We start from the raw sequence: 13,125 nt of genomic DNA on the forward strand, positions 1-13,125 counted from the left end.
GATTCGCCGCTGGACTTACCTGCCTTCATTTGTGGTTACCCACGGTTTGAGTAGGTGCATCGCTGGGTCAGGCGGGCCGCCGGCACCTTTAGCCAAACGCTTTTCGACGTCGATCACGCGAGAGCATGTCCAAACCGCCATCCAAAGGGTGATCAAGACGATCGGCGCGGCGAGGACTTCGGTCACGACCAATGGAAGCCCGAAGGATGCGGAAAATCCGATCAGAAGGCCCATCGTGAGCATGATGAAGGTGGTGACCACGAGGAGGCTTACCGATAACCCTGTGACCCAGAGACCAAGAGTTGACACTGAGCCGCGTTGGGTGACGGTTCCAGACTGGCGAACGGCGGAATCGGTGCTCATGGGGCGAAATTGTCCAGTTCAGGGGCTCGGGTGGTGGCACAGTGGCCGACGGGCGGCAAGATGGTCTGCCGTTAGGATTGCGTCAAGTGGCCTGTCTGGCGACTTGCGCGCAGCCCTGGGAGGGGTTCGAGCATATTCCAGCTTTATAAATTCTACGTTCTTATGTGGCTCCCGATGGATGGTGCGTAGGGGCCGTTCGGGCTGCTTTAGAACGTTTTAGAGCTTTGCGTTGGTTCTAGAAACTCGTTGCATGCTTGATCTGATAGATCTCCATGATACGGCTGCCCCGATGGGGGCCGTCGCAAACGAATTTCCATTGCCCGTCTGTGAATGTATCGCAGATCTTGACCCCCTTGATCAAAATCCAGTGACCCTCTTTGCCGCGATTTATGGCGAGAAGGTAATGCACCCAGGCGTTCCGTGGCTTTTGCATCCATTGCCACAGAGTTGGCCGCTCCTTCCGCGGCAAGTGCTCGAACGAATGGCCCAACTTCATCTCGTAGCCGAGCGCTGAAGCAGCTGCTGCAACCTCAGCCGCGTCTGTGCCTTTTATAGGGGCATCAGGCGGCAGCCCCCTGAACCGATTGACCTCTTCTTCCACGCGGCTAATCGGGAAGCCTGTGAGCGCGGAAAGAACGAAGGGACCGCAATATGCCGTGCGACCTGTGTCGTTCTTGACGTTGTTGAGGCTGGAGGTCATACGAGCACTGAGCGCGTCTCCTGCCATTTGCGGGGCCTCCTCGGGCCGATTGGATAGTTAAGCTGATCGAATGGTTAAGCAAATCTTGACGCGCGATGGTTGATGATTGGTTAATGTTCAGAGATCTGGCTGAGATAAGCCGTTGCAGTTAGCCTTGTGACAACGGATCGAGACTGACGATAGGAGAGGTCAGCCCATGAATGTTTCGTTTTTGCAGGAACTGCTCAACACGGTCGCCGAGCAAGGCCGCTCTCTCTTGCCTAAATCTCTCTTCCGGGAGGATCCCGACCGTGGCCTGCAAGCGCTCGTGCAAGCGTTGGTGTCCGAACGTGGTGAAGCTTCAGGCGTCGCCATCGCACGCCAGCTTCTGCACCATTATAAACTTCTGAAAGCAGAGGAGCGCGAAGCGTTTTTCCGCTATATCGCGCATACGTTGACCCCAGAAAGTTCGCGCGTTGCCGACGCTGCCCGCGCTTACCTGGATAAACCGTCCCCAGGTTCTCTTCTGAATCTGCAGAAAGCGGTCGAGAGTCCACGACAGGAATTCTTCCGGCGGCTCAATCTGGCGCCCGGAGCTACCGCTGACCTTGTCGCCATGCGGCGCGACCTGTTGGGTTTTCTGAAAAAGTATCCCGAACTGACGGTCGTCGATTCCGATCTGCGCCATCTTCTCTATTCCTGGTTTAATCGCGGATTTTTGGTGCTCCGCCGTATCGATTGGCAGACGTCGGCTTCAATCCTTGAGAAGATTATCGCTTACGAAGCGGTGCATGAGATCAAGGGCTGGGAGGATTTGCGACGTCGGCTTGATCCGGCGGATCGGCGTTGTTTTGCGTTCTTCCATCCATCGCTGATCGATGATCCGTTGATCTTTGTGGAAGTGGCGCTGATGCAGGACATCCCAGGCGCCATTGCTCCTGTCTTGCATGAGCCGGCAAAGTCCGAACCGATCGAAAATCCCACGACCGCAGTCTTCTATTCGATTTCGAACTGCCAAGAAGGCCTCAAGGGCGTTTCGTTTGGTAACTTCCTGATCAAGCAGGTGGTTGAAGAGCTGGTGCGGGAAGTGCCCAGTTTGAAAACGTTCGTGACGTTGTCACCGGTGCCGACTTTCGCGCGCTGGCTCGAGAAAGAGAGCCTGGATGCGGCTAGCGAAGTCGTCACGGAGGAGGATCGCGAGGTGCTTACCTCTCTCAAGCCTGCTTCCTGGGCTTCCTCCGAGCAGGAAAATGCAGAGCTGAAGGCTTCAGTCCTGGCGTTGGCCGCGGACTATTTTCTGCGGGCGAAGTCCGCTGACAACAAGCCGGTCGACCCGGTGGCGCGTTTCCATCTCGGTAACGGTGCCCGCCTGGAACGCATCAATTGGCTGGGCGATACCTCCGAAAAGGGTCTACGAGAGGCGCATGGGCTGATGGTCAATTACCGTTATGAACTCAAGGAAATTGAAAAGAATCATGAGGCTTATGCGAACGACGGCCCGGTAGCTTGTTCTCGTGCGGTAAAGGCTCTTCTGCGTTCGCCCTCAAAGACGAAGTCGTTTGTTAAAACCGTGGTTCAGCCTGAGCCTCCAAAGGCTTTGGCTCCACCTAAAAAGTCCCCTGAGGAAGACAAGATCGAAGCGCCTGCGATGCCGAAGGCCGAGTGACAGTCTTTTCGTTGCGAATATGAATATTGAGTCGACCTCGGCGCCATGCACTATGGGCTCAGCCAGCGTCGATAGAAAGGTCGGAGAAACAGATGCGCTACGATGAGCAGGACCGTCAGAGTTCCAACGTCGAAGACAGGCGCGGACGCGGTGGCGGCGGATTTCGTATGCCTGGTGGTAGACGTGGGATCCGCATCCCGATCGGTGGCCGTGGTGGTTTCAGCATCACGACGCTTTTGATCATCGGCGCGATCATGCTGCTCTTCGGTATCAATCCGCTGGAGCTGCTCACAGGGGGTGGCGGCAACGGGCGCATTAATTTCCCGGATATTCCGCAAATGCCGCAGACGCAGGACGTCAACCGACGGACCGCGGACCGCTCACCGTTAGATATTCCGGGACTGCCGGGCACTGAGCCCAAATCCGAAAGCAACGATGAAATGAAGGTTTTCATTTCACGGGTGCTGGCTGATACCGAAGATGTTTGGGCGCGGGTGTTCAAGTCTTTCGGCCGTCAATATCAAGATCCGCAGCTCGTCCTATTCAGTGGGGGCACGCAGACGGCTTGCGGAATGGGTATGTCCGCTATGGGGCCATTTTATTGCCCGTTGGATCAGAAGATCTACGTGGATCTGGCGTTTTATGACCAGCTCAAGCGCCGCTTCAATGCGCCGGGCGATTTTGCTCAGGCTTATGTGATCGCTCACGAAGTTGGACACCATGTGCAAACGCTCCTGGGGATCGCCGAAAAGGTTCAGCAGGCCAAGCGCGGCATGGGCGAGCGTGAATCCAATGCCCTACAAGTGCGGATGGAGCTTCAGGCGGACTGTCTCGCTGGCGTCTGGGCCAATCTCAACGATCAGTTGAAGAACCGTCTTGAGGCCGGCGATATCGAGGAAGGCTTGAATGCTGCGAGTCAGATCGGCGATGACATGATTCAGCGTCGGCAGCAGGGCTATGTTGTGCCCGATGCGTTTACGCATGGTTCCGCAGCGCAGCGCGTCCGCTGGTTCAAGACCGGCTTTAGCTCGGGCAAGATGCAAGCTTGCGATACGTTTGGCGCCTCTTCCGACAGTCTTTAATAAAGCTATCGGAAGCAGATGGGCGTGTAAGGATTAAAGGATGGATCTCTTTTTTGAGGTCCATCTCATCCCTTTAAAGCGACCTGCCTTCGAACGTGGCGAGGGCGCATTCGCGAACCTCGCCGCCTAGCCCGGCGCAGATTTCGAGCACGTCCGTGGATTTGGCTACGGGGCCGGCCACCAAGGCATAAGGCCCAGTGCTCGAAACGCTTTCTTTTACGTAGCGCGGAGATAACCCTTTTAACGCGTCGCCGTGACGTTCCCGCATAGCGTTCCATGTCAAACGCAGGGCATCAAGCGTCGGCGCCGTAGCCAAGCGAACACCGATTTTGGGTGTCTCCACCGTTTTTGGGGCCCGTGTGACCGTTGCGGGGCCAAAGGCGACGACCTGTGATGTCGGTCCTGTTGGTGGGGCCGCAGCCTTTGTTGGCGCAGCCTGCGGCTGTGCTGCGGGTTTAGGTTTGGAGATTGCTACGACGGCAACCGGCTTTGGCTTCGGGCGCACACCTGGAGCCGGGGGCGGTACGACTGGGAGCGCGCCGGTTTCGATCGGCGAACCTGCGTTGGAGCCATTTACAATCGTCGTGTTGACGATGGCGACTTCGCTGACCGAGCTCGGAGGCGAGGGTTGTTCAGGGGCAGCCGTTGTCATCGGCATGTTGGGGTGTGGCATACCGGGATGCTGTGTCGCTGAATCAACGATGCTCAGTCCCGGGATCACGACACCGGGCACGACCGGCACAGGGGCGGTTTCATTTGCAGCAGTCATTTGAGGTTCGGCCGGGACGCGATCGTCGTCAGCGGATGTTGTCGGCACTGCCTCGGAAGGCGCGACTTCCTGGGGCTCTCCCTCCGCATAAGCCTGCTTATGTTCATTCAATTCTGTGCGGAGCTTGGAGAGTTCCACTTTTGCGTTGGACAGGCGGTCGCTGAGCGCGCGCGCTGCCGGGCTCGCAACCTGCTCATCGGTAAACAGACTTGAGGGTGAATCAGTGGAGGCTGGCGTGGAAAGTGCGTTGACCAAGTCAGGATCGGTGAAAATGACCCCGAGATATGCGACTGAGGCGGCGCCCGCGAAGCTCCAAAAGAGAACGTAAAGGAATGGCAATGCCCTTCCCTTCGTCTTACGACGTCCACCTGCTTCCCGTGCCGTCTTGACTTTTTGCATTGCGCAAATCCGCTGACCTGTTGAGAGCCGGCAAAATGGTGATCGAGTTTCCTGTGCCGTAGGCCCCAAATTTTATTGTTCATTGAGAGAACATTGCTTCGCGCTGGGCTGGTATTCCGCCTGCGCTCGTCGACGCCAGGCCGCGGCAAGTCTCTTGTCGTGACGCTGGCTGAGTCGCGATGGGGAAGCAAACGGTCGGCGGCGATGCGCCTCAACACGCTGTGGACGGATTGTGGACGAGTTGGATCAATGCAGTGCGCCGCCGAACCCAGCCTCCTCCGCTGCCGGTTGCGCGGCAGGGCCCTTGGGCGCTATGCACTTGGCAAATTGCGCTGCCCGACCTTTAGGCCAAGCCCCGCCGGTTGGGCTGGCATATCAGCAAATGTGGAGCCCCGATGACCGACCGCTCGCTTTCGATCGTGATATTGGCCGCCGGCAAGGGCACACGCATGTACTCGCGGCAGCCGAAGGTGCTGCATCAAATCGCCGGCCGGTCGATGTTGGGGCACGTGCTAGCGCTGGCGTCGGGCATTTCGCACGCGAAGATCAGCGTCGTCATTGGACCAGGTATGGATGATGTGCGCAAGGAGGTGGTGCGTTGGTCTCCGGATGCTTCCATTTTTGTCCAGGAGAATCAGGCAGGAACAGCGGATGCGGTTCTCGCTGCGCGTGATCAGCTTGTTGCCGAGCGCGGTGATGTGATCGTGCTTTATGCTGATTCTCCGCTGATGAGACCGCAGACCCTCGCCAAGCTTGTTTCCAGCCTGGAGTCCGGAGCAGGTGTGTCGGTAGTTGGCTTCGAGGCGGACGATCCCACAGGATATGGGCGCTTGCTCACGGATAAGTCCGGTGACCTGATTGCGATCCGCGAGGACAAGGATGCCAGTGCCGACGAATTAAATGTGAAGCTGTGCAACTCTGGTGTGATGGCATTCCGGTTGCCTGACGTGGTGGCGGTGCTAGACCGGATCGGCAACGATAACGCCAAGGGTGAATTTTATCTCACAGACGCCGTTGAAATCGCTCGCCGGGATGGGCTGAAGGCTGCGGTCGTGACGTGTGAAATGGATGAGGTGTTGGGCGTCAACTCGCGCGATCAACTCGCCGTAGCGGAGAGCATCTGGCAAGCGCGAGCACGCTTGGCAGCTATGCGGGCGGGCGTGACGATGATTGCGCCGGACACTGTGTGGCTGTCGTTTGATACCGTGCTTGGGCAGGACGTGACTATCGAGCCTAACGTGTTTATTGGGCCGGGTGTCACCGTCGGGGAGGGTGTCCGGATCAAGGCCAACTCCTACCTTGAAGGCGCTGATCGCAAGAGCGCTGCAGGATTGCGGATCGATACCGGTGCGGAGGTTGGTCCCTTCGCGCGCTTACGGCCCGGGACAGAACTGGGCGCGGATGTGCATATCGGCAACTTTGTTGAAGTGAAGAACGCAGTTCTTGCCCCGGGCGCCAAGGCCAATCACCTGACCTACATTGGCGATGGCACAGTGGGCGCAGGGGCCAATATCGGCGCTGGGACGATCTTTTGTAATTACGACGGCTTCAACAAAAACCGCTGCGAGGTGGGCGCGGGTGTGTTCATTGGCTCCAACTCTGCGCTTGTTGCGCCGGTCCGGATCGGAGATGGCGCCTATGTCGCGGCTGGCAGCGTGATCACGACAAACGTGGAACCCGACAGTCTTGCGATTGTCAGGGCCAAGCGCGAGGACCGTCCCGAGTGGGCGGCAAAATATCGCGCGATGATGCAGCGCCGTAAAGGTTAACGCGAAAGTCGCCAACATCGCTCTTTCCCGGTGAAATCGCCGGAAATACTTTGTGAGTTGGCCTTAGATGTGCATGCCATTAGCTCGTCCATTGGGATAGGGCAGGCGAAGGGGGCTACCGAGGTATGTGCGGAATTGTCGGCATCTTAGGATCGAAACCTGTCGCGGAAGATCTCATCGAGGCTTTGCGGCGGCTCGAATACCGCGGGTACGACTCCGCCGGGATTGCGACGGTGGAGAATGGTCACCTTGGACGGCGGCGTGCCGAGGGCAAGTTGCGCAATCTTGAGGACCGGGTTCGTGCGGAGCCGTTGAGCGGGCGCAGCGGTATCGGTCATACGCGCTGGGCAACCCACGGCAAGGCGAGCGAGACCAACGCTCATCCCCATATGTCGGACAAGGTCTCGGTTGTTCACAATGGAATTATCGAGAACTTCCGCGAGCTGCGCGCAAAGTTGCAGGCCGCTGGCCATACTTTTGACAGTGAGACCGACACCGAAGCCGTCGTCCACCTCGTTACCGAGGAGCTCAAATGCTGTGGCGATGATCCGGTTGCCGCTGTGCGTTCCGCGCTTGCTCAGCTGAAGGGCGCTTTTGCGTTGGCCATTCTGTTTGCTGGGCACGACGATCTCATGATCGCGGCGCGGCAGGGCAGCCCGCTGGCTATCGGCCACGGTGATGGTGAAATGTATCTGGGTTCGGATGCTATTGCGCTGGCCCCCTTCACCAACGCGATTACGTACCTCGAAGAGGGCGACTGGGCGGTCATGCATCGTTCAGGGATGGAGATCTTCGACGCGAACGGTGAGCGGGTGGAACGTCCGATCATGCGTTCGTCTGCAGGGCTTCAGATCGCGGACAAGGGCAATCATCGTCACTTCATGGCCAAGGAGATACACGAGCAGCCCGAGGTCATCAGTCATACGCTGGCTAATCTGATCGATATGGCGGCGGGTCGCGTGAACTTTCCAGATCTGGGTGTCGATCTGTCGAAGCTCTCGCGTGTGACGATTTCAGCTTGCGGTACGGCGTACTATGCCGGGCTTATCGGTAAGTACTGGATCGAGCGCTACGCGCGGGTGCCGGTTGAGATCGATGTTGCGTCGGAGTTCCGTTATCGCGAACCACCGCTGCCTGAGGGCGGGTTGGCCGTCTTCGTTTCGCAATCAGGAGAAACAGCCGATACGCTGGCAACTTTGCGATACTGCAAATCTCAGGGGCAGAGGATTGCATCTATCGTCAACGTGCGGACTTCGACAATCGCGCGGGAATCCGATGCCGTGTTGCCAACGCTTGCCGGGCCCGAGGTTGGCGTTGCGTCGACCAAGGCGTTCACCTGTCAGCTTGCTGTGCTGGCAGCTCTGGCTATTGCGCTGGGACGTGCGCGGGGGGCGATCAGTGCCGAGTTGGAGCAGGAGCTCGTCGGTGCTTTGATGGAAGTGCCACGTCACATTTCATCGATGTTGAGTGACGAGAGCGTCTACGAGGCGCTTGCGCACGACCTGTCACGGGCGCGGGATGTCCTTTATCTCGGCAGGGGCGTCAATTTTCCACTGGCTCTTGAGGGCGCCTTAAAGTTGAAAGAAATCTCGTATATTCACGCAGAAGGCTACGCGGCTGGTGAGCTGAAACATGGGCCAATCGCGTTGATTGACGAGAGTGTGCCGGTCATCGTGGTCGCGCCAAAAGACGAACTTTTCGACAAGACAGTATCGAATGTGCAGGAGGTGGCTGCGCGAGGTGGCCAAATCGTGTTCGTTTCGAATGGCGAATCAGATGAAGTTGGTTGTGACGTCGTTGCGCATATCACTATTCCTGATGTGCATCCGTTCACCAATCCTTTGATCTATGCCGTGCCGGCACAGCTGATTGCCTACCACACAGCTGTATTTATGGGGACGGATGTAGATCAGCCGCGGAACTTGGCGAAATCGGTCACTGTGGAATAGGGTGTAGGCGGCGGAATTCTAAGTCGATCCTTTGGGCCAAGAATTTGCCTGGATAGCCTGTTTCACTTAGCCTTCTCAAAATGAAGTTTGGGGGTAGTGGCGTCCGTGTCGAGACGAGGGGACCTGTCTATGAGCGTACGACAATCAAGGACATGGCAAAGGCTTGCGGTGGCGTCGTTCGCCGCCGGGCTGTCGGTCCTCGGTGGTGCGAGCCTGCAGCCGACATACGTTCTGGCGCAGACTGTTTCCGAGGATGCCTCGAAGAAAGATCCCGCTGAAGCCCGCAAGGATGTGATCGCCGGCGTGAAAGCGTTCGAAAAGGGCAAGATGGATCAAGCCATCGCCGAATTGACCAAAGGTCTCAAAAGCGGTGGACTGGCACCTAAGGATACGGCGAAAGCGCTTTATTATCGGGGGCTCGCCAATCGGCGCTCGGGGCGCCCAGCGCAAGCGATCTCGGATCTGACCAGCGCGGTCTGGTTGAAGGAGGGATTGACGGAGACGGAACGTAAGACAGCGCTGGAAAATCGTAGTGCAGCTTACGGTGAGGCGGGGCTGAAAGACCCCGGAATGGTCGAGGCGAAAGGTGCAGCTGACTCGGGCACGACGGTGTCGAGCCAATCCTCCAGTGGTTCAGGTTCTTCGACGACAGTATCGTCGTCGTCAGGTTCATCGTCCAATCCGTTGTCAGGCGTCGGCGATTTCTTTTCAGGTCTCTTTGGTGGCGGGTCCTCTTCATCGGCGAACGCCAGTCCAAGCGCCTCCGATACGCCGCCGGCGAGCGGGTTAGAAACTGCGTCAACGGGGCCTTCAGTTTCCGCCTGGGATAGTACGACGCAAAAATCGACGGGCGCAACGCCAACGCCGCCGCCGACGCAGCAATGGCAGACCGCGGCGCGTCCCATCAAGCAGGCCGCTGTTGCTCCTCCGTCTAAGGCTGCCGCGCCCACTAAAAAGCTAAAAGGGCGCTATGAGGTTCAGGTCGCGGCTGTGCGTTCACGCGATGAAGCGGAACGTTTGGCGCTGGAACTCTCCAAAAAGCACGCGAGTATTTTAGGGGCGCGTGTGCCTGAGATCGAAGAGACGGTGTTCGGCAACATGGGCACCTTCTACCGGATCAGCATCGGGCCTTTTGCCAAGGCTGACGACACGGCGAGCGTCTGCAAGGCGCTCAAGGCCGGCGGGTATGATTGCATGGTCGCTAAGAACTAACTCAGCGGGTATCTGCTGATACGCGTGCGGTGGTTTACTGGCGAAAAGACGAAAGCATGTGTTCAGCTTCGGCCCTTCCCGTGACAACATGTGCGGTGGTTTTAGGGGCAACTTTCCGGCGGACAGAGTTACCGCGAGGGGGGGGGAGCGTTCATTCGCGTAGCGCCAAGTGAGTTAGCGGGTCATGACGAAGCCGAGTGACAAGGAAGAGACGGAAGCACCTGAGCTGGAGGCCGCTGAAGGCCCAAAACTCGGGCCTATTACGGCTTTTCCTAATGGGCCGGGGGTGACGTTTGGTGCACGACTGCGCAACTATTTTCTTACCGGACTGATTATCGTCGGACCGGTTACCATTACGCTCTACATCGTCTGGTCGCTGATCAATATCGCGGACGCGTGGATCAAGCCACTTTTGCCAGAACGGTATCTGCCGGAAGCATATTTGCCGTTTGCCGTGCCCGGGATTGGCCTTCTGGTTGGTATCGTTGGGCTAATGGTTATCGGTGCGCTGGCCGCGAATCTCCTTGGCCGTACGCTCATCAGTTTCGGTGTGCAGATGCTGGATGGCATGCCGATTGTTCGCAACGTGCATCGCGGGCTTCGGCAGGTGTTTGAGGGTGTGCTGGTTGCGGCAGGGCCGAACCAGAGCTTTCAAAAGGTCGGCCTGATCCAATTTCCGTCGAAGGGATTGTGGTCGCTTGTTTTTGTGACCAGTGAAAAAACGGGTGAGATCAACATCAAGGTCAACGACGCTGGCGAGGATCTGATTGCGGTCTTCATGCCGACGGGTGTTGTTCCGCCGACAGGCTTCATCTGCTTCGTGCCGCGGAAGAATGTGACTATTCTGGATATGACTGCCGAAGACGCCGCCAAGATTATTTTGTCGGCGGGCATGGTCGTGCCAGACTATCAGGCCAGATTGGCGGCACTCGGCGCGGGTGCCGTGCCTCCGAAAAAGCCAAAGGCTTAGCGTTTGTCTGTGGGGCGTTAAGCGGCCCGGAACAAGCGTACCGCTTCATCGCATTCGAACAGATAGAGCAGGAGGCGAACGGCTTTTCCGCGCTCGCTTGTCAGCTTAGGGTCTTCAGCGAGAAACATACGGGCGTCATCGTGGGCTGCTGCCAGTAATTCGGATTGGTTTGGCACATTGGCAATACGGAAGGCCGGGAGCCCACTCTGGCGTGCGCCGAGAACCTCGCCGCCGCCACGTAGCTCCAAATCCTTTTCTGCGATCAAGAAGCCATCTTCCGTTTCGCGCATCATGTCGAGACGTGCTTCCGCGGTTTCTCCCAGCGGTGGTTTGAACAGCAGTACGCAATACGACTGGCGGCTGCCGCGGCCCACGCGTCCGCGCAGCTGATGAAGCTGAGCCAAGCCAAAACGCTCGGCGTGTTCAATCACCATGATTGAGGCGTTCGGGACGTTGACACCGACCTCGATCACAGTCGTCGAGACTAGGATACGAAGATCACCTGCCGAAAATGCCGCCATGGTCTGATCTTTTGTTGTCCCGTTCATCGCGCCATGAAGGAGACCAACGACACCCTCGCCGAAGATCTGGCTCAGGTGAGCGTGGCGCTCTTCAGCGGCAGCGAGTTCGCTGGTGCCCGTGCCTTCGATCAGCGGGCAGACCCAATAGACCTGGGCACCTGAAGCCAACGCGCGTCGCAATCCATCTACGACGTCTTCCAGGCGTTCCACGGAGGCTTTGGTGGTGACGACCGGTTTGCGCCCGGCCGGCTTCTCGTTCAATCGCGAAACATCGAGGTCGCCGTAGTGCGTCATAACGAGCGTGCGCGGTATCGGGGTTGCGGTCATGACGAGGACGTTTGCGCCGCCATCGCCTCCCTTGGCTTGCAGCGCAAGGCGTTGATGGACGCCGAAGCGATGCTGCTCGTCGATGACGGCGACGGAGAGATCGCGAAATTGGACATCGGGTTGGAAAAGCGCATGGGTTCCGATGAGGATGTCGATCTCACCGGCTGCTAGGGCGGCCAGAACGTGTTTGCGTGCCGCACCTTTCTCACGGCCGGTGAGAAGACCCAACCGAAGCCCTGCTTTTTCGGCGAGCGGCGCAATGGTTTCCAGGTGCTGACGGGCCAGAACTTCGGTTGGGGCCATCAGGGCTGCCTGGCTTCCGGCCTCGACCGCGATCGCCATGGCCATAAGGGCAACGACGGTCTTGCCGGATCCGACATCGCCTTGAAGAAGCCGCAGCATACGGCTTGGGCTTGCCATGTCGGCGGCGATCTCTGTGATCGCCGTGGTCTGAGAGCCAGTGAGCTGGAAGGGGAGGGCGTCAGAGATACGTTGGCGAATGGCACCGTCGCCCTTTACCGCACGGCCGCGCTGGGACTTCAAGCTCTGGCGGACTAGTGCGAGCGCGACCTGACCGGCAAACAGCTCATCATAAGCGAGCCGCTGCCAGGCTGGAGCTCCGTTCGATATATCGGTCGCGTCTTGTGGCCGATGAATGCGCGCGATCGCCTCAGCGGCTGAGGGCCACTTTTGCTGGTCGAGCCAGCTCGGATTTTGCCATTCGGGTAAGTCCGGGAGCCGCTCCAGGGCTTGCCGCGTTGCCTTCTGCAGGATTTTTCCCGACAATCCTGCTGTCAGCGGATACACGGGCTCAAGCATGGGCAGATCGTCGCGGGCGTCGGCTGCGACGATGTAATCTGGATGCGTCATCTGCAGCGTTTCGCCGTAGAGTTCGATGCGGCCGGAGATGTAGCGTTCTTCGCCCACGGGGAGTTGGCGCTCAATGAATTTGCGTTCGGCTCTGAAAAACACCAAATCAATGCGGCCGCTGTCATCCTCGCAGGTGACCTTATAGGGCGCTTTGTTGTTGCCCCGCGGGGAGGGCCGGTGTTTGAGGATGCGCACCTTAAGAGTGGCAATGGTTCCAGGAACGGCGTGGCTGATCGTGGGTTCAGCACGGCGATCGATAACACCTGTGGGCGTGTGCCAGAGCAGGTCGATGATGCGGGCTTCGCTGACGCCAGCGGGCAAATCCAGGGCTTTGCGCAGTAACGCGACCAGTCGTGGACCGATGCCGGTCAAGGATTGGGCTGGGGCAAACAGAGGCTGGAGTTGATCGGGCCGCATACGACGGAATTCCGTTTGGGGGGTACGTGTGTTGTTTGGACGTGTTGGATCAAAAAACGCTTATACCCCGATCAAGTCCGGTTTTGGGGTTGCGGAGCATGCGTGTTTTGCCTGGTCCCCGCTTTTCTCAAG

Annotated in this window: 10 protein-coding genes; 6 read left to right on the top strand and 4 right to left on the bottom strand. The window is 58.2% G+C overall.

Translation table 11 applies throughout. The features are described from left to right. Positions 1-15 precede the first annotated feature (15 nt). Positions 16-363, bottom strand: a complete 348-nt coding sequence (locus tag BLS30_RS15735; protein ID WP_090230182.1) for a hypothetical protein — start codon at positions 361-363, stop codon at positions 16-18. 235 nt (positions 364-598) lie between these two features. Further along, the gene (locus tag BLS30_RS15740; RefSeq protein WP_046478495.1) at positions 599-1,090 is read right to left on the bottom strand and encodes a hypothetical protein; all 492 of its coding nucleotides are present in this window, start codon (positions 1,088-1,090) and stop codon (positions 599-601) included. 169 nt (positions 1,091-1,259) lie between these two features. Between BLS30_RS15740 and BLS30_RS15745 the strand changes: the two genes are divergently transcribed. Further along, positions 1,260-2,708, top strand: a complete 1,449-nt coding sequence (locus BLS30_RS15745) for a malonyl-CoA decarboxylase (RefSeq protein WP_090230185.1) — start codon at positions 1,260-1,262, stop codon at positions 2,706-2,708. A gap of 92 nt (positions 2,709-2,800) precedes the next feature. Continuing rightward, positions 2,801-3,790, top strand: a complete 990-nt coding sequence (gene ypfJ, locus BLS30_RS15750) for a KPN_02809 family neutral zinc metallopeptidase (RefSeq protein ID WP_046478496.1) — start codon at positions 2,801-2,803, stop codon at positions 3,788-3,790. 73 nt (positions 3,791-3,863) lie between these two features. On the opposite strand, the gene BLS30_RS15755 is transcribed toward ypfJ, so the two are convergent. Beyond that, complete coding sequence (locus tag BLS30_RS15755; protein WP_090230188.1) at positions 3,864-4,958, bottom strand: hypothetical protein; 1,095 nt, start codon at positions 4,956-4,958, stop codon at positions 3,864-3,866. Positions 4,959-5,353: 395 nt separating this feature from the next. Here BLS30_RS15755 and glmU point away from each other — a divergent pair, with 395 nt between their 5' ends. From glmU to BLS30_RS15775, 4 genes are all read left to right on the top strand, one after another. Then, positions 5,354-6,727 carry a bifunctional UDP-N-acetylglucosamine diphosphorylase/glucosamine-1-phosphate N-acetyltransferase GlmU gene (glmU, locus tag BLS30_RS15760; RefSeq protein WP_090230192.1) on the top strand — a complete coding sequence of 458 codons (1,374 nt, stop codon included), beginning with the start codon at positions 5,354-5,356 and terminating at the stop codon, positions 6,725-6,727. A 125-nt stretch (positions 6,728-6,852) separates the two neighbouring features. After that, complete coding sequence (gene glmS / locus BLS30_RS15765; protein ID WP_046478499.1) at positions 6,853-8,676, top strand: glutamine--fructose-6-phosphate transaminase (isomerizing); 1,824 nt, start codon at positions 6,853-6,855, stop codon at positions 8,674-8,676. 129 nt (positions 8,677-8,805) lie between these two features. Further along, a complete protein-coding gene (locus BLS30_RS15770; RefSeq protein ID WP_090230194.1) occupies positions 8,806-9,888 on the top strand; it encodes an SPOR domain-containing protein in 1,083 nt (360 codons plus the stop codon). 184 nt (positions 9,889-10,072) lie between these two features. After that, complete coding sequence (locus tag BLS30_RS15775) at positions 10,073-10,858, top strand: DUF502 domain-containing protein (RefSeq protein WP_052743978.1); 786 nt, start codon at positions 10,073-10,075, stop codon at positions 10,856-10,858. 17 nt (positions 10,859-10,875) lie between these two features. On the opposite strand, the gene recG is transcribed toward BLS30_RS15775, so the two are convergent. Next, entirely contained in the window at positions 10,876-12,993 is a 2,118-nt protein-coding gene (gene recG, locus BLS30_RS15780) for an ATP-dependent DNA helicase RecG (RefSeq protein ID WP_090230197.1), read from the bottom strand. Positions 12,994-13,125: the final 132 nt, after the last annotated feature.

The organism is Filomicrobium insigne (genome assembly GCF_900104305.1).
Lineage (GTDB): Bacteria > Pseudomonadota > Alphaproteobacteria > Rhizobiales > Hyphomicrobiaceae > Filomicrobium > Filomicrobium insigne.

Coding starts and splice junctions, on each gene's coding strand:
- BLS30_RS15735 (WP_090230182.1), bottom strand. CDS start 363: ATGAGCACCGATTCCGCCGTTCGCCAGTCTGGAACCGTCACCCAACGC.
- BLS30_RS15740 (WP_046478495.1), bottom strand. CDS start 1,090: ATGGCAGGAGACGCGCTCAGTGCTCGTATGACCTCCAGCCTCAACAAC.
- BLS30_RS15745 (WP_090230185.1), top strand. CDS start 1,260: ATGAATGTTTCGTTTTTGCAGGAACTGCTCAACACGGTCGCCGAGCAA.
- ypfJ (WP_046478496.1), top strand. CDS start 2,801: ATGCGCTACGATGAGCAGGACCGTCAGAGTTCCAACGTCGAAGACAGG.
- BLS30_RS15755 (WP_090230188.1), bottom strand. CDS start 4,958: ATGCAAAAAGTCAAGACGGCACGGGAAGCAGGTGGACGTCGTAAGACG.
- glmU (WP_090230192.1), top strand. CDS start 5,354: ATGACCGACCGCTCGCTTTCGATCGTGATATTGGCCGCCGGCAAGGGC.
- glmS (WP_046478499.1), top strand. CDS start 6,853: ATGTGCGGAATTGTCGGCATCTTAGGATCGAAACCTGTCGCGGAAGAT.
- BLS30_RS15770 (WP_090230194.1), top strand. CDS start 8,806: ATGAGCGTACGACAATCAAGGACATGGCAAAGGCTTGCGGTGGCGTCG.
- BLS30_RS15775 (WP_052743978.1), top strand. CDS start 10,073: ATGACGAAGCCGAGTGACAAGGAAGAGACGGAAGCACCTGAGCTGGAG.
- recG (WP_090230197.1), bottom strand. CDS start 12,993: ATGCGGCCCGATCAACTCCAGCCTCTGTTTGCCCCAGCCCAATCCTTG.